The sequence below is a fragment of the Arthrobacter silviterrae genome, from assembly GCF_011045165.1.
GTDB lineage: Bacteria > Actinomycetota > Actinomycetes > Actinomycetales > Micrococcaceae > Specibacter > Specibacter silviterrae.
On sequence record NZ_JAAKZI010000028.1, the window covers coordinates 14,307 to 29,305 of the forward strand.

Annotated in this window: 16 protein-coding genes; 1 reads left to right on the plus strand and 15 read right to left on the minus strand. The window is 60.2% G+C overall.

Going from position 1 to position 14,999, the window contains the following annotated elements; genetic code table 11:
- Window positions 1-51: 51 nt before the first annotated feature.
- The 8 genes from G6N77_RS14635 to G6N77_RS14670 all read right to left on the minus strand — a co-directional run bounded on the left by G6N77_RS14635 (window position 52) and on the right by G6N77_RS14670 (window position 7,308).
- On the minus strand, window positions 52-1,020 hold the full coding sequence (locus G6N77_RS14635; protein WP_165182907.1) for a nucleoside hydrolase: 969 nt from the start codon (window positions 1,018-1,020) through the stop codon (window positions 52-54).
- 30 nt (window positions 1,021-1,050) lie between these two features.
- Window positions 1,051-1,998, minus strand: a complete 948-nt coding sequence (locus tag G6N77_RS14640) for a nucleoside hydrolase (protein WP_165182908.1) — start codon at window positions 1,996-1,998, stop codon at window positions 1,051-1,053.
- Window positions 1,999-2,082: 84 nt separating this feature from the next.
- Complete coding sequence (locus G6N77_RS14645; protein ID WP_165182909.1) at window positions 2,083-2,877, minus strand: energy-coupling factor ABC transporter ATP-binding protein; 795 nt, start codon at window positions 2,875-2,877, stop codon at window positions 2,083-2,085.
- Window positions 2,858-3,730, minus strand: coding sequence for an energy-coupling factor ABC transporter ATP-binding protein (locus G6N77_RS14650; protein ID WP_165182910.1), 873 nt, complete (start codon window positions 3,728-3,730; stop codon window positions 2,858-2,860). Before G6N77_RS14650 ends, G6N77_RS14645 begins: the two co-directional genes overlap by 20 nt.
- Window positions 3,721-4,536: an energy-coupling factor transporter transmembrane component T gene (locus G6N77_RS14655; protein WP_165182911.1), complete on the minus strand. Its 816-nt coding sequence runs from the start codon at window positions 4,534-4,536 to the stop codon at window positions 3,721-3,723. The genes G6N77_RS14650 and G6N77_RS14655 overlap by 10 nt, the downstream gene beginning before the upstream one ends.
- Window positions 4,536-5,210, minus strand: coding sequence for an ECF transporter S component (locus G6N77_RS14660; RefSeq protein WP_165182912.1), 675 nt, complete (start codon window positions 5,208-5,210; stop codon window positions 4,536-4,538). Before G6N77_RS14660 ends, G6N77_RS14655 begins: the two co-directional genes overlap by 1 nt.
- 74 nt (window positions 5,211-5,284) lie before the next feature.
- Window positions 5,285-6,322, minus strand: coding sequence for a LacI family DNA-binding transcriptional regulator (locus G6N77_RS14665; RefSeq protein WP_165182913.1), 1,038 nt, complete (start codon window positions 6,320-6,322; stop codon window positions 5,285-5,287).
- On the minus strand, window positions 6,319-7,308 hold the full coding sequence (locus G6N77_RS14670; RefSeq protein ID WP_165182914.1) for a ribokinase: 990 nt from the start codon (window positions 7,306-7,308) through the stop codon (window positions 6,319-6,321). The genes G6N77_RS14665 and G6N77_RS14670 overlap by 4 nt, the downstream gene beginning before the upstream one ends.
- A gap of 1,339 nt (window positions 7,309-8,647) precedes the next feature.
- Between G6N77_RS14670 and G6N77_RS14675 the strand changes: the two genes are divergently transcribed.
- Window positions 8,648-9,139: a hypothetical protein gene (locus G6N77_RS14675; RefSeq protein WP_165182915.1), complete on the plus strand. Its 492-nt coding sequence runs from the start codon at window positions 8,648-8,650 to the stop codon at window positions 9,137-9,139.
- A gap of 371 nt (window positions 9,140-9,510) precedes the next feature.
- Here G6N77_RS14675 and G6N77_RS14680 read toward each other — a convergent pair whose 3' ends face one another.
- From G6N77_RS14680 to G6N77_RS20465, 7 genes are all read right to left on the minus strand, one after another.
- Window positions 9,511-10,689 (minus strand): tyrosine-type recombinase/integrase, encoded by a 1,179-nt coding sequence (locus tag G6N77_RS14680; RefSeq protein WP_165182916.1) that lies wholly within the window; start codon window positions 10,687-10,689, stop codon window positions 9,511-9,513.
- Window positions 10,682-10,912 (minus strand): helix-turn-helix domain-containing protein, encoded by a 231-nt coding sequence (locus tag G6N77_RS14685; RefSeq protein WP_165182917.1) that lies wholly within the window; start codon window positions 10,910-10,912, stop codon window positions 10,682-10,684. Before G6N77_RS14685 ends, G6N77_RS14680 begins: the two co-directional genes overlap by 8 nt.
- 76 nt (window positions 10,913-10,988) lie before the next feature.
- Window positions 10,989-12,047: a DUF4192 domain-containing protein gene (locus G6N77_RS14690; protein WP_165182918.1), complete on the minus strand. Its 1,059-nt coding sequence runs from the start codon at window positions 12,045-12,047 to the stop codon at window positions 10,989-10,991.
- A gap of 135 nt (window positions 12,048-12,182) precedes the next feature.
- The gene (locus G6N77_RS14695; protein ID WP_306986742.1) at window positions 12,183-13,163 is read right to left on the minus strand and encodes an MAB_1171c family putative transporter; all 981 of its coding nucleotides are present in this window, start codon (window positions 13,161-13,163) and stop codon (window positions 12,183-12,185) included.
- The gene (locus tag G6N77_RS14700; protein WP_165182920.1) at window positions 13,163-13,648 is read right to left on the minus strand and encodes a hypothetical protein; all 486 of its coding nucleotides are present in this window, start codon (window positions 13,646-13,648) and stop codon (window positions 13,163-13,165) included. The genes G6N77_RS14695 and G6N77_RS14700 overlap by 1 nt, the downstream gene beginning before the upstream one ends.
- A complete protein-coding gene (locus G6N77_RS14705) occupies window positions 13,648-14,499 on the minus strand; it encodes an oxygenase MpaB family protein (RefSeq protein WP_240902219.1) in 852 nt (283 codons plus the stop codon). Before G6N77_RS14705 ends, G6N77_RS14700 begins: the two co-directional genes overlap by 1 nt.
- 165 nt (window positions 14,500-14,664) lie before the next feature.
- The gene (locus tag G6N77_RS20465; protein WP_420867316.1) at window positions 14,665-14,985 is read right to left on the minus strand and encodes an ArsR family transcriptional regulator; all 321 of its coding nucleotides are present in this window, start codon (window positions 14,983-14,985) and stop codon (window positions 14,665-14,667) included.
- Window positions 14,986-14,999 lie beyond the last annotated feature (14 nt).

Sequence of the window (14,999 nt, forward strand, 5' to 3'; positions counted from 1 at the left end):
TCCCCGGTGGGATCGGCCAGGCGTGTCCGCCCGGCCGATCCCGGTAAATGGTCAGACTGCCACTGGTTGCACGCCCAGCGTTGAGAGGAACAGGTCAAGGACTTTGGGGATGTCGGCGCTGAAGATGACGTCGGCCGTCGGCCATTGGCCGGCGGTGCCGTGGATAGTGTCTTCGCCGATGTGCACGCGACGGTCGACGATGGTCTGGCCGCGGCTGTCCCCGGGCGCGAGCTGGACCTGCACCGGGCAGGTTTCACTATGCATTAGCTCGTTGGCGACCAGCGCGCATACTGCACCGGCATCCCCGATGAGGCTGAACGCGCGGTCCGGTTCGCCTTCGGGTCCCGGTACGCGGAAGGCCAGCAAGCCGCCGAGCACCTTTGCCACAGCGTTGTCGGATCCGGCCAGTTTCTGCACCGATTCGGCATCAAGGCCGACGGTGTTGAACACATCCAGGCCGTACATGGTCAGCGGTACGCCACTGTTGAGGACCATGTGGGCGGCTTCGGGGTCGTGCCAGATGTTGAATTCGGCCACGGCGGTAGCGTTGCCGACGGATGCCGAGCCGCCCATGAAGAGGATGCGGTCGATTTTGGCGGTACATTCGGGGTAGGTGCGGAGCAGTAGGGCAATGTTGGTCAGCGGGGCGAGGGCCACGAGGGTGATCGGCTCGGGTGCGTCTGTTAGGACTTGGCGCATCATTTCAACGGCGTGCACGGGTAGTGGCCTGCGCTTGGTCGCCGGTAGGTTGACGTTGCCGAGTCCATCTTCTCCGTGTACGTAGGCGGCGCTTCGGGCCTTTTCGATGATCGGCCGGGTTGCACCGCCGGCCACGGGAATATCGGGGGCTTCAACGGCATCGAGAATCTTGAGCGTATTTTCCACCACGCTGTCCAGTCCGACGTTGCCCGACACGCAGCTGATCGCCAGAACGTCGATGTCTGGGTTCTTGACGGCGAACATGATGGCCATGGCATCGTCGATTCCTGTGTCTACATCCATCATGATGGTGTGCTTCATGGTTTGTTCCTTCTTTCTGTGGTGGGGTGGCTATCGCGCTGTGGCGGTTGTGCGGGAAACGGTGTGCTTGAGCAGCTCATAGAATTTTCCGGGATCGGCATCGAGGGCTACGAAGGCGTTGGGTGGCCGGCCACTGATCCCCTTGAGGTCAACGATCGTTCGCCCGTATGTGTGAAATCCAACTGTGTCTGCGTCCACGTTGAGGCGTTGCACGCCTATGACAGTTGGATCGATGGCGTAGGCGACGCACAGCGCGTCATGGACAGCTGCGACCGATTGGGTGTCATTGCCGCGGATGTAGTAGTCCAGGATTTGTGCGGTCGCAAGTGCGGCCGGGCTGCCAAGGGCAGCCAATTCCTGGCACTGGATGTCGGAGACGAGGGCCTTGCGGGTTGCGTCCAGGGTTACCAGGACCAGCCGCTCAAATCCGGCATTGAAGACGACCTGTGCGGCGACGGGGTCCTTGTAGATGTTGAATTCGGCCTGGGAGGTTTCGTTGCCGTGTGTGGCCGAGCCGCCCATGATGACGATTTCTTCCACGGCGTGGATGATCTCGGGGGCTACGGTGATGGCGGCGGCGATATTCGTCAGGGGGGCAACCGGTATCAGAGTGACCTTTTGCGTAGCACCCCTCAGTGTTTCGACGAGCCATTCGACGGCGGTGGCAGTCTGGGCCCGCGTTGTGGCTTCGGGCAGTGCCAGCTGTTCCTGGTGGACCGGGGTCGCCGAACTTGTGAAGCCTTCCGGGACGGGGAACGGGTGGGGTGCAAACGGCTTTGCCAAACCGCGGTAGACCGGAACATCGTCGCGGCCAATGTGGCTGAGCACGCGCAGGGTGTTGTCGGTGGTGTTTTCGACCGGCAGGTTTCCGGCAACGGTAGTGCAGCCCACCAGCCGGATGTCTGGGTGCAGTGCCGCCATCATGATTGCGACGGCGTCGTCGTTGCCCGTGTCAACGTCGAGGATGACATTCTTCATGGATTTCCCTTCATTGGGGGCGGTAGTCGGACGCGGCGGCGCCGGTCTGGTCACCACAGGGCGGGCCGGTGCCCGACCTGTGGCTTAGCGGATCAGGGCGACGACGGCGTTCAAGTGGAGGGCCGTGGTGCTGAGGCCGAGCTCGCGCGCCAGCTGGGGGACTTCCGGCCGTTTCAACTTGGCCCGGCTCAGGACATCGTCGTTGCCGAAGACTTCCTCACAGCTGCCGTCGGCGATGATCTTCCGGTTCGCCATGGCCACGACGCGGGTGAATGAGTCGACGACGAAGCGCATGTCATGGGTGATGGCGATGACGGCAACGCCTTCGGCCTCTAACTGGTCCATCATGCGATTGAGCAGCTTCAGGCCACGGTCGTCGAGGCCGGCCGTCGGCTCGTCCAGAATCACGTATTTGCAATCCCCCACGAGGATGGCGCCAATGGCGACGAACTTTTTGATGGCGAACGGCAGGTCATTGGGATTGACCTTCAAGAATCGGCGGATCCCGGTCATCTTGGCGGCCCGACCAACGCGCTGTTCGGTCACTTCGGCATCCCATTTGAGGTACTTAGGCATGTACTCCAGTTCTCCCTGAACGTCGCTGCCAAAGATTTGGTCGTCAGGGTTTTGGAACACGTAGCCGACGGTTCGAGCGGTGGTTGCCGTGGTCTGATCCGTTGTGGCGAGGCCATCGACCGTGACGGATCCGCTGCTTGGCTTGAGCAAACCGTTCATCATTTTGACCGTTGTCGTCTTGCCCGCGCCGTTTTGGCCGACGATGGCGATGCGTTCGCCGTCGTTGATTCTCAGGGTTACGGAGTCCACCGCCAGCGAACCGTCGGGGTAGGAGAACGACGCGTCAGAGAGCACTATGGGCATGGGGTGCCTCCTTGATTCGAGCCGAGACCAGTTCCCTGGCTTCGGCGCGGGTGATGGGGACCGAGCGCAAGGGTTTGCCTGCGTTGGCCAGAGCGAATGCCAACTCGGTGACTTCGGGATATGGCACGCCTGCCTGGGAGAGCTCGTCGGAAACCAGCACTTCCCGGGCCGGGCCCTCCATGACTACGCGTCCAGCCTTCATGACGATGATGCGGTCGGCGTATTCGGCCATTAGGTCAATCTTGTGCTCGACGAGAATGATGGACTTGCCGCGTTCCTTGAGCTTTCGGATGATGCCGAAAACCGCCTCGGACGCGTCCGGGTCCAGTTGCGATGTTGGCTCGTCAATGATGATGAAGTCAGCGTCCATGGCGATGATGGAAGCAAAGGCAACTTTTTGCCGCTGGCCGCCCGAGAGCTCGTTTGGGTTCTTGCGGATCAGCGCTTCCAGGCCGAGCTCACGAACGACCGTGGTGACGCGATCGATCATCTCTTCCCGATCGACGCCCAGATTTTCAAGCCCCAGGGCGATTTCTTCAAAGACAGTGTCCTTCACCCCGCTGATCTGGGTGAATGGGTTCTGAAAAACATAGCCGATTGACTTTGAAAGTTCAGCCGGGTCCCACTCCAAAAGGTCCCTGCCCTTGATTTTTACTTCCCCCGTGAGTTCACCGTGGTGGAAGTGGGGGATGATGCCGCGGACCACGCTGCACAGGGTGCTCTTGCCGCTGGCGTTGAGGCCAACCACTCCGTAGAGGAGGCCTGGCTCGATGGTGAGGGAGACGTCGTTGAGGGCGGGCTTGTCGCCATAGGCATAAGTAAATCCGACGTTCCGCAGTGACACTAGTTCCATATGAATGCAGCTCCAACAATTGAAAGGACGGCACAAGCGGCTACTGCGCACACCAACGCAATTTCGGCGGCACCGACGGGCTGCAGGCTAACGAGGTACGAATGCCTGCTCCGGGAGTTGAATGCCCTGGCGTCAAGGGCCAAGGCGCGTTCCTCGGTTTGGCTCATGGCCGCCAGAAAGACCGGGGCAAGGATGGGTACGAACGCCGTGACGCGGCCCACCATCCCTCCCTCTGTTTCGATACCCCGAGACTTCTGGGCGTCCATGACCACTTTGGTGTTCTTTCCCAGGTCCGTGATGGCCTGGAAGGAGGCCAGGATGACGTAGGTCGCCCGCGGTGTCACACCCCGCAGTTCAAGTGCCAGCATGAGATTCTTCATGGGGGTGACCGTGAAGAATAAGGTCATGGCGCCGCACAGTGCCATGACCACGAGCGCGAAGTCCAGGCCCTGGGCGATGCCCTCGGCGCTGATGGCGATCGGCCCGAGTCGAAGCAGGACGTGTTCTCCGGGCAGGAAGGCTGCGCGGAGGACGAACAGGATTAGGCCGACGACGGCGAAGAGCTTGCCGTAGGCCGGTAGAAATGCCTTGGACACTCCCGCAGCGATCGAGACGGCAACGTAGATGAGGCAGATGGCCGCTGGGCCCCAGGGCCCCGGCAGTGTTACGGCGGCGACCGCGCAGGCGACCATGATGACGGCGAAGCTGATGGGGTTCAGGTCCCGGATCCGGTTGCCTGCCGATGCCGGGGACCGGAAGCTGTCAATGAACTCCTGGTCGAGTTCGTCAATGATGGGAGTGCTCATTATCCCAGCGCCAATTCATCATCTTCTTCGTCAACGACGGCGACAGCAGGGTTCTTGGACGCGGTCTTGTCCTTGTTGAGGTAGACGTGGCCCAGGGGCAGCTTGACGAACAGGCGGGTGGGGATCCGCTTGAGAATCAAGAAGACCACCAGGACCGTGGGGATTTTGTCGAGGAAGTCCATGGGGACACCGGAGGCGAAGACGGCCGCGTTAATGTCCATACCGGCCGCCACAAGTGCGCCGACGATCAAGGCGCCGCCGCTGCCGCTGAGGCCGCCGAAGACCCAGATGGTGATGAGGCCTCCCAGGATGCTCCCGATCAAGGCAAAAGGAATAGATGACAGCAGGGTCTTCCACAGGCTCTTGAAGACTCCGTGCTTGGAGAGCCAGCCGGCCAGGAAGCCGAAGAGGATGCTCAACGTGGCAAAGGGTGCCAGTGTGGGCGAGGTGATTGAGTTGATGAGGTTGGAGATCAGGCCGACCAGGGCGCCTGGGAGTCCGCCGCACAGGGCACCGACCAAGATCGTGCCGATGCTGTCCAGATACATGGGAAGTTTGAGGAGAATGGCGATCTGCCCGCCAATGAAGTTCGTGGCGATGCCAATGGGAATCATGAAAATGGTCAGGCGTCCGTAGCTGCGCATCAGGGCGGAAAATCCTCGTTGATTTTTCATTTTGTTACCTTTTTTAGATGGGAGTGCCGCAAGAAACGGCATTCTTTGCGTTGATAAGTTTTCGTGGTGCCGGGTCAATTGTGGTCCGGCACTGGTTGGCCGGCGTGCGGTCCGCAGGACGGCCTGAGGCGGAGCGTAAAGTCGCACTCGTGTTGGACGACTTCATGCCCCGGTGGCCTGGCGAGCAGGTTCACTGCCACCCTGGCGATTTCGTTCAGTGGCTGGACGACGGTGGAAATCGCGGGTGTCGCATATTCCGAATCGTCCGTGCCATCAAAGGTCATGATGGCGAGGTCTTCGGGGACACGAACGCCGAATTCGGCGGCCGCTGCCAGCAGTCCTACTGCCTGTTGTTCGTTGGAGGCAAAGACTGCTTCGGGAAGCTGGGGGAGGGAGAACAGCCTGCGCCCGGCCTCCCGTCCCCCGTGGCGGGAAAAGTTCTCCTCGAGCCGCCAACGCGGGTCCACTTCCAATTGTGCTTGGGCCATGGCCGTTTCCCAGCCGAGGTTGCGGTCCCTGGCCGTGTAAAGGTTGCCTGGGCCCGAAATAATGCCGATTCGCGTGTATCCGTGCCCGATCAAGTGGTTCGTGGCGGCATAAGAGCCGGCAATATTATCGACCGCGACTGAGGAAACGCCGGCGTCGTTGTCCACCCTGTCCAGGATGACCAGCTGGACGCCGGCCCTGAGAGCGGCACGCACATCGGGTTTGCTATCCACTCCGATGAAGAGGATTCCGTCGATCTGCCGTTGCAGGAACAACTTGAGCAGCGTCTCTTCACGTTCCTTGCTCTCGGCAGAATCCCCGAGAAGCAGAACCTTGCCTTCGGCTGCGACCGCCTCCTCGAGTTCATGGGCCAAGGCGGCAAAGAACGGGTTGGAGATATCCGGGACGATAAGCCCATACGCGCCGCTGACCCCGGAGGCCAGCGCCTTGGCAATTCCGTTGGGGGAGTAGCCTACGGAATCGATGGCGGCAAGGACTCGGTCCCTTGTTGCCTCGGCGACCGGCCGCGGGCCGCCGTTGACGACGTAACTGACGACGGCAACCGAGGTGCCCGCTTGCCGGGCAACATCCTCCCTGGTCGCCCGGGTCGATTTTTTCCCCGTCACGGGGCACCCACAGGGGTGTGGGACAGCAGTGAAAGTTCCAATTGAGCCAAGGTGGGGTATGAACTGGTCGTGCCGCGACGCTCGACGGCGATGGAACCGGCGGCAACTCCCCAACGGACCGCCTCACGCAGGGAGTCCCCACGTGCCAGAACAGATACGACTGCACCAACAAAAGCGTCTCCAGCGCCCGTGGTGTCCTCAATCTTTTCCGGGACCGGTGCCGGCTGGTGCCAGCTGCTGTCGCCTTCAGCAGCGACGGCACCGTCGGCGCCGAGGGTGATGATGACGGATGGCGAGACCCGCGCTGCCAGAATTTGTGCCGCCGTTTGGGCGGATTCGACGCCCGTCAGGGTTTCATATTCACCGATGACTGACTCGAGCAGCTGCCGGGCTTCACCTTCGTTGACGATCAAAGGGTTGGCCAGATGGAGGGTTGCTTGGGAGAGGGCCACAAAAGGTGCCAGGTTCAGGACGAACCGGGCGCCACGCGAAGAGCATTCGTGGGCGAATGTTTCGGTGAGGCGGATGTCTGTTTCGCCTTGGGCCAATGCGATCGTGCCATTTTCGTGGTTCGCTTCGAAGCGCTGCCGCACACGGGCTTGAACATCCTGCGGCTCGATCCCCGTGTTCGCGCCTGATACGACGCAGATGGTGTTTTCCCCAGCGCTGTTGACCGTGATGTAGGCGGCACCCGTCGGATACGAGTCTGACGTTGCCAAGGTCTGTCCATCTATTCCGTAGGCATCAAATTGTCCGCGGATGTAGTCGGCGAAACCGTCATGGCCCACCTGGCCAATGAATTCGACGGGTGTTCCCAACAATGAAGCGGCCACTGCCTGGTTTGCGCCCTTGCCACCCAGACCCATGTCGCCGCCCATTGCCAGGATGGTCTCGCCGGGTGCCGGAAACTCGTCAACATAAATGAAGGTGTCGACGTTGACGGACCCCAAGATCATGACCCCGCACATGGACTCCAGGATGCTCAAATCGTTCTCCCCATCGAGACATGCCCATAAAGTTTAAAGGGCCGTTAGTTAGTGGTTCTACGCGCATTGTCTACGCGCGTAGATTGTGTTGTAGAACACAGTAGGCAATGTTTGAAGGGAATGTCAAAGAAGCGCGAGAGTTACACCACTTTTGCCTATTGTTACGCCGTGACCCGGTGGCAGGTTGACGTTGGGCCGGTCGGGCATGGTCAGCCCGACGCGTTGTCTGTGGAGATGACGGTCGCGTCAATCTCCACGAGCAAGACCTAATTGCCGGGGAGCAGCTCAAGGTTGTGGAGGCGTTTCGGGCCACCAGGGTCAAGTCATTTGCTTCCATGGCATTTGGGGGAGATGGAACCGGAGTCTCTAGACATATTCTTCGGCTGCCCGGAGCGGTATTTTTCTCCTCCGCATTTTGGTGTGGGAGAAGCGTCTAGCAATTCAGCAGATCATCCATGAGCGCCCTTTTCAGCTCTTTGGCGCGGTCTAGATCCACTGACTAGCGTGGCGTGCGGCCGTGCAGCTGGCCCCGTACGGTGTCCACGATGATGACCTCGTAGTCTTCGAGCGCGATCAAGTGCTGGGTAACGCTCGCCTCGCTGGCGGACACTGCTTCAACGATGTTGCCGCGTCTCACAGGGCCGTGTCTATTCCGGTGTCGAATGATTTCAATGTGCCCCCGATTGGCGGATAGCTCCGGTTGGTACTGCTAGTCCACGTAGTCCAAAGTACTGAGACCCGCTGTCCACGAATGGGGTGATATTCACTGTCCACGATGTAGCGAGATTACACACCCACTACGTGGACCACCTGTACCAACTAGGCTGATCCGCCACCCCGTTTGCCGACCATCGCCGGTGCGACGTTTTTTGCTCTAGCCAATAGAAGTCATGTGGTTTCGGTGTCTTTGCAGCATGGAAGGGGGAAGACCAACATTGAATAGGAGCATTCGTTGACCGAGCATACCTTCTACCAGTGGTGCGTCAAGCACGCGGGGCCGAGGGCCCACAGGATCGGCCGCCACGTTTGCATCAGCCGCACGGTTTTCGACGCGTGGCTGCCACAACAGACGACCGTTGGCATGTCGGAAGAACGACGGCAGCCGACTCGTCTGACGCCGGCTACGTGCAGACGGGTTCCCTACGGCAGTGACCACCCCTGGTGGATAGCGGAGTTCCCGAGCCTGGACAGAAATGGAAACGTTCGAGTGCACGGGATTGGCAACGCATTGCTGATAATGCGGGGCGTGTTTACGAACGGCTCACGTCTCGTGGCTCGTTGAAGCGTTCAAGTGGCCGGACCATATTGGAAGCACTTCAAAGTATCGGATTGGAGAAACATGGCAGACAAGGAATCACCCGGTGCAGGCGACATGGCTAGGCGCACACCTCAAGGCGAACTCGCTCGAAAGCTCCACCTCTTGCTTGACAACGCTGTCGTGGCGCGCGGCGGGCCGGTGTCATATCCAGACATTTGGGCCGCAATGACCGTCCGCGGGGTGAAACTGTCCAGGGCTCGGTGGGCTTACATGAAGGATGGCAAGGGTGTCTTGATTCGGGACCGTGCCTTGCTGACTGCGTTGGCTGACTACTTCAGAGTGGATCCCGACTATTTGCTCAGTGTCGAGGAAGTTAAGACTCCGGCCATGACAGGCGAGCAGCTCAAGAAGGTCAAGGCGTTCCGGGCCGCCAGGGTGAAGTCATTTGTGGAAAGTACACTCGGTGACGTATCGCCTGAGACGTTGGACGAGATTATTGACTACCTGGGTCAGGCTTCTGCTCCACATCCTGGCGAGGGGGAGGCGCCTGGCAATTCAGCAGATATTCCATAAGTGCCCCTATCAGTTCCTTGACGCGGTCAAGGTCGACCGAATAGCGTGGCGCGCGGCCGTGCCGCCGGCCCCGGACGGTGTCCACGATGATGACGCCGGAGTTTTCGAGGGAGATGAGATGGGTGGCAACGCTCGCCTCGCTGGAGGTCACTGCTTCAACGATTTCGCCGCGTCTAACAGGCCCATGCCCATTCAGGTACCGAATGATTTCATTCTGGCCTCGGTTGCCGAACAGCTGCATCGCAGCGTCTACATCGGCCGTCCAGCCTGGCCCTATTGGGTGCACGATCTTTGGCATGGCCATGTTCTCCTTCCGTTTTCCACAGATTTATGTAGATTGGCCGAATGTCAGTAAATCCGACGCCATCCGACTATTCAGGTAGGGACCGGCCGAACGCCTGCAGCACCTCGGTGTTGTCTGGCGCTTGGTGCGTCTTCTGGACGTAGTGCTTGCTGGTGATTTTCTCACTTGAGTGGCCGAGCTGCGCCGTTGCAGCTGCCATGCCTTGGGTGTTGGCCAGAATGGTCCCAACTGATTTCCGGAACGTATGCGGCGTCACCCATTCAAAGCCGATGGCCGTCCGGGCGTCGCGCCATTGCTTCCGGAAGCCGTTGGGATCACGAATCGTCCCGACACTGGAGGCAAAGACCAGACCCAACTTATTCGTTCGAGCCGTGTCGGCCTGGCGTCGGCGCAGCATCTCGACGGCGAAGAGCGGCAGGAAGTACCGCTGCCTGGAATTGGCGCTCTTCGGATGGTCTTGAATGATCAACCCGTTCTTCCCGCGAAGATTGATGATGGTCCCGTTGACGGCCACCGTTGGCTTGTCGGCATCGAGGTCGACGTCGACCCATCTGATCGCCAACGCCTCGCCTATACGCACTCCCGTGGCCAGCATGATGTCCACAACGTCCAAGACGTCCTTTTCGTGGAGTCCGTTGGGACCTCCGGTGGGCTGCTGCCAATCGTAGACACCCTTGCGAAGCTCCACCGCTTCATCCAAGGTGAGGGCTCTGACTTCTTTGGTGGCGATGGGAATCCGAGCTACTTCTCGGAGTGGATTCGCGCTTACGGCGCCGTGGCGTGTGGCAAGGCTCAACATGCCGGACAGGATGGTCTTGCACATCTTGGCCGTTGAATTGCCGTTCTTGGTGCGAACCGTCTTGAGGAACCTGTCCAGTGAGTTCACGGTGGCTTCCCTGATGGTGAGGTCACCTACTCCCGGCAGGATGTATGTGTTGATGATTTCGCGATACCTCCTGCTGGTATTGGCGGCGCGTCCTAGGTCCTCAAACTCTGCCCACCAGACCTTGGATAGTTCCCGCAATTGCATGTCAGGGCTGATTTCTTCTTCATTGACCGGCACAAGTTGAGTGAGCTTGTGGACCAGCGCAGCCTCTGCCTTCGGGCCAGAAGGGCCCCATGCTTCGTACCGGCGGACCACGCCGTCGAAGGAGCGGAACTTGGCACGTGCGCGCCAAGTCTTGGGCTTGAGTTGATAGCGCGTTATCTGCCCCCAGGTCCCCAATGCCAGCCGCTGCCTAACCAAAGTCGTCCTCGGTTGTCGCCAGCCAGGCGTTGAGGTCCGTACGGCTGATGCGCAGGTGCCTGCCAATTCGGTGGGCCTTCGGACCCAGGTGCTTGACGCGCCACTGGTAGAACGTCTGTTCCGGGATCTGCAGCTCACGGCAGATCTCTTTGGGCGTCAGCCATTCCTCGACGTTGCCAGTCGTGCTGGTTGCCGAAGCGGCCGTGTTAAGTTGCTGCGTCATCGGAATCTCCTATTTTGTGTTTTGATCACTTCAACGTGTTCACGTTTCGGGCCGGATATCTATGGACCTTGACGGCTCAGGCCATTCCCAGGCCCTCGATATTCGGTCCACGGTTCATGGGCGGCTGGTAAGACGCATTGCGGTCCGTCGCCCAGGGGGCAAGGATTCCGGACTTGACCATTTGGTCGGTCAGCTGTGCCAGCCGGTAGCTAGGGTCAGCCTCGATGGCGCGTTGAAAACATTCGTGTGCTCGGCTTCCACGGCCCTCCCACCATTGGATGACTCCCAAGCTGGTAAGTATTGGTGCTGCATCTGCCTGGTCGGCCCGGCTGTACAGGTGGAGCAGAAGGTCGGTCGCGCGGTCTACGCGGGCCCAATGCGGAGCCTGGATGGTCTGAGCCAACAGCAGGTCACGCAAGTTTTCATTGAGCCCTGGGACGTCGCCAAGCAGCCGATCGCGGACCGACACAAACTTGAAGTACGCCAACAATTCGGCCGACTGGTCGTCGGACGGCATTTTGTTGCCCTCAAGGAAGCTTCCCCACAGCGTCCGTGCCTTTGCGATAGCAACCGGGGGACTCATTGCCTCAATCCGTCCACAGTGCTTGATGATTTCATCGTGGATATCCCGCTGGGCAAGAACGGGTACGTGAAATCCCGGGTCCGGGGCAATGCTGGATCCGCGGAATACGAGCTCGGCGTTGAGCTGACTGCCGGTGATGCGGTCCAGCGAGTAGGTCTTGACGGGGTCGTTGGTCATTCGAAGGTAGTTTGTAAATGACTTTTCACCGATCAACCATCCGTCGCGAAGGATGATGTCGTGCTGAGAGAGTTCGCCGGTGAGCCGCTCCATGACCGCTTCATGGGGGCGGGGATCGCCAGGGCTCCATGCCGCGTGAGTGAAAAGGGCGAAAACGACCCCGGTCGCTTGCCGGTCCGTTTGGATGTAGCGCACTACATGGTCGACGTACCGCGCTTCGTCTGTCGTAGTTGATGGCAGGTCCACCCGTAGGGTGCCGCCGATCCGGCGGTCATCCAGCACCATGCACACCAGACTTTCCTGGGGCCAGTATCCGAGACTGTGCCCCATGAGACTGATGAAATCGTCAGGGGTCTTGATTCTGAGCCGTTCCACAATTCCTCCGAGCAAAGCAGTCCATGAGCCGGAGCTCCTTTGACTGTTCATGGTGGTGGGGAGCCGAAACTACGTGAGCGCCGGTGTTCAGCGTTGGCCAATCGGTATGGAAAGTTAGGCTTTGGTGGCCAACAACTAGTGCCCGCTCAGCAGCTGTTCGGCACGTGCGAGCAAGGTGCTCTCGCTCGGGAGAACAAGGCCAGATTGGCCGGATCGCATGACGCCGTCGTTGATCTCAATGTACCGACGGTGCAGGTGCATCTTGGCGTTCGGGGCGAATGGAGTCAACATCCCGAACGGTGACGGGTTGAGGATGATGTCGCGCCGGCCTGCCGTTGCCCGCAACCAGGCGGGCCTCAATTGGAGGAGGAGCGCCCGTGCCTCGAGGTTTTGCAAGACGCTCCGCGCAGGGTTCTGCACGGCCGGAATGATGAGGCCGATTCCGATGCAGGTGACCGCCACGGCCTCGGCCGGCCAGTAGGCGGAATCAAGGAATGCTGCAAGCGAGGTAGACGGGCGGGCACCTTGGCTGATCGAACCATAGGCAACGCGATCAATGATGGCCGCGCATGACGCCGCACAACCGATGGCGATCAACAGAAACCCAATTCGAAATGCGGGGGAGTGCAGGTGCTTCCACGAACGAATGCACATGACTGCCAGGTCCAGGCCGCACCATACCAAGAATGCCGAGCCGGACAACAGGAACGCTTTCATGCCCGGTTCGTCCGCATAGGCGACCTGGAGATTTCCGCTGGTAGCACCTGGATTGCTCGTCAAAAAGCCGACGGCGGCGATCGTCCCAGCGGCGGCTACGGCCCAGCGGCCAGCCAACAGACGCCGTCGGCTGCTTGTATGGTCGGTGGAGACCGCGACGAGGATCGCGCTGCGAAATTGCCAGAAGCCGAGCATGACGGACAGGAGGGTGGCCAGTTTCACCAAGTTCCGCCCACCCAGAACCGTGTCAACGGCGAAGTAAACGTCCGGGACGTACAAGGTACAGGCAACGGCTGCAAACAATGCGGCCCAGAAGACATGCCGGCCCCGGGCGTCTTTGGCATGGGGAATGCGGACGAGCGCCAATGACCAAAGGATAGCCGCGGGGAGGTATTGCATCAGCCAAAGACTTCGCCGAAGGACAGGTGCTCAGCCACAGCCTTCGTCGATTTGCTGAGAATCCGGTGGGATAGGCGGTCGGCCAGCAATTCAGCCGCACGCTCCGCGGCAGCCGAGTAGCTGCCTCGGAACAGCACATGCCGAATGGTGGCCGGATCAATGTTGGGGATGAGGGACAAGTTCGCTTCAGCAGGAATCGCACCGATGTCGTGCCTGAGAATCATGTGCCCAAACTCGTGGAGGACGATTTGCTGGCCGTGCCAGGGCGTTCGCGGGGTAGCGTGAAGAATCAGGTCCCGAGTTTCCAATCCGATCCACATCCCGCAAACATCGGTTCCCGGCAGATCCGGCAGTTCGTCAACGATGATTGCCGTGCCCCGTTCGACGGCGAGATAGCTCTGCAGGGCCTGAAGCGTGAATCTGGGCGGCAGCTTAAGGCTTTGTTCGGCGATTTGAGCCTGCAGCTTTGCTGGCCGGGTATCCATTACCGGACCCGATCTGCCGAGGTCATGACGTTAACCGGGCCAAGGTCGGCCAGCTTGTAGCCATTTGGGTAGATGGCGCTGACGGGCCTGCCCGGCGTGAACCGGGGTTCCTGCGAAAGCGGACGCCACCGTCTGAGAACGTTTCGGGCCTTCAAGGCCCCGTTGAGTGCCGCACGGGACCAAAGGCGCGGGCGCGGCAGGCCGAGAGCAGCGGCGAGGCGGCCGTCGTCGAACATGGCACTGAGCAGGATCCGGGTGAAAGGTCGCACAGGTGTCGGCAGGGTCCCCTGCAGGATCTGGACGGTCGCATTCATGAGTTCCAGGCCCGCCGGGCTGGGCGCGACATTCTCGGATTCGTAGTCATCCAGGATGGCCGCAGCGTCGGAGAAGGAACTGGGTAACTGGACAATGTGCATTCGGCGTCCAAGTTCCGTGAAAAATCGCGTCGCGGCGTCCACTTCGGTGTCGGTTGGCTTGCGCCATGCATGCTGCTCACACCAGCGGATGGGCACCACCAGAAGGGTGAGTAGCACGTAGCGGAAGTCTTCCGGTTTGCCGGGCACGTATTTGTGCACGCGGTTGAGCAGGGAAACCATTTCCTGACCGCGCGGACTGTCCAGTCCGCTTGCGATGATTTCGTAGATGACGATGGCGGTGTCGTACGACCTCTTTGTGGGGCGTGCCGTGATTTCCCCATTCCTGGCGAGCGTTTGGGCCAGCTGGGGGACCGCGAAATTGCGGTAGTAGGAGAGGAAGTTGCCGAATTCCATGTCCTTGGCGAGGTCGAAAAGGACCATCCGCCGGAACGTGCCCTCCCATTCTTCGGGCGAGGCTGATTGCTGCTTGCGCAAGCTCTCAACAAGGCTTGAATGCACAGGGCACCTCCAAAAGTGAGACCAACTACCAGCCGGCGACTGCCGCCCGGTACCGAATTTGGGAGCTGTTTTCCATAGTAAGTCAGTTTTGGCGTGCGGGCGCCTCATTTCGATACTTGGCGGATCCGGCCAGCGGCGCAGCTACGGCGGCTCTGCCCCGAAGTCTGCCAACAGCTCCGAGAGACCCCGCTCCACCCGGCTTCGATCCGCCATGTAGCAGGGGTGCACTCCCGCTGCCGATGGATCCGTGATGCTGACATAGCCGTCCCGGCGAAGCACCCAAAGCTTGTGCCGAACGCGGCCGGGTTTCAGATCCAATGCTGCACAGATTTCGGGCATACCCATTGGCCCGGCAGCTGACAAGAGGTGCAGCAGCCTGGCGCTTATGGATGTGAATAATATTCTCGACATGACTGGAGCCACCCTTCGTTGCGCCCTCAGCTTCGCTACCGATGTGGACATGTCTAATGAATTAA

What these genes read in the sequence shown, in the direction of transcription:
- G6N77_RS14655 (WP_165182911.1), bottom strand. Translation starts at nt 4,536, where the DNA reads ATGAGCACTCCCATCATTGACGAACTCGACCAGGAGTTCATTGACAGC.
- G6N77_RS14645 (WP_165182909.1), bottom strand. Translation starts at nt 2,877, where the DNA reads ATGCCCATAGTGCTCTCTGACGCGTCGTTCTCCTACCCCGACGGTTCG.
- G6N77_RS14650 (WP_165182910.1), bottom strand. Translation starts at nt 3,730, where the DNA reads ATGGAACTAGTGTCACTGCGGAACGTCGGATTTACTTATGCCTATGGC.
- G6N77_RS20465 (WP_420867316.1), bottom strand. Translation starts at nt 14,985, where the DNA reads ATGTCCACATCGGTAGCGAAGCTGAGGGCGCAACGAAGGGTGGCTCCA.
- G6N77_RS14675 (WP_165182915.1), top strand. Translation starts at nt 8,648, where the DNA reads ATGGCAGACAAGGAATCACCCGGTGCAGGCGACATGGCTAGGCGCACA.
- G6N77_RS14640 (WP_165182908.1), bottom strand. Translation starts at nt 1,998, where the DNA reads ATGAAGAATGTCATCCTCGACGTTGACACGGGCAACGACGACGCCGTC.
- G6N77_RS14700 (WP_165182920.1), bottom strand. Translation starts at nt 13,648, where the DNA reads ATGGATACCCGGCCAGCAAAGCTGCAGGCTCAAATCGCCGAACAAAGC.
- G6N77_RS14660 (WP_165182912.1), bottom strand. Translation starts at nt 5,210, where the DNA reads ATGAAAAATCAACGAGGATTTTCCGCCCTGATGCGCAGCTACGGACGC.
- G6N77_RS14685 (WP_165182917.1), bottom strand. Translation starts at nt 10,912, where the DNA reads ATGACGCAGCAACTTAACACGGCCGCTTCGGCAACCAGCACGACTGGC.
- G6N77_RS14635 (WP_165182907.1), bottom strand. Translation starts at nt 1,020, where the DNA reads ATGAAGCACACCATCATGATGGATGTAGACACAGGAATCGACGATGCC.
- G6N77_RS14695 (WP_306986742.1), bottom strand. Translation starts at nt 13,163, where the DNA reads ATGCAATACCTCCCCGCGGCTATCCTTTGGTCATTGGCGCTCGTCCGC.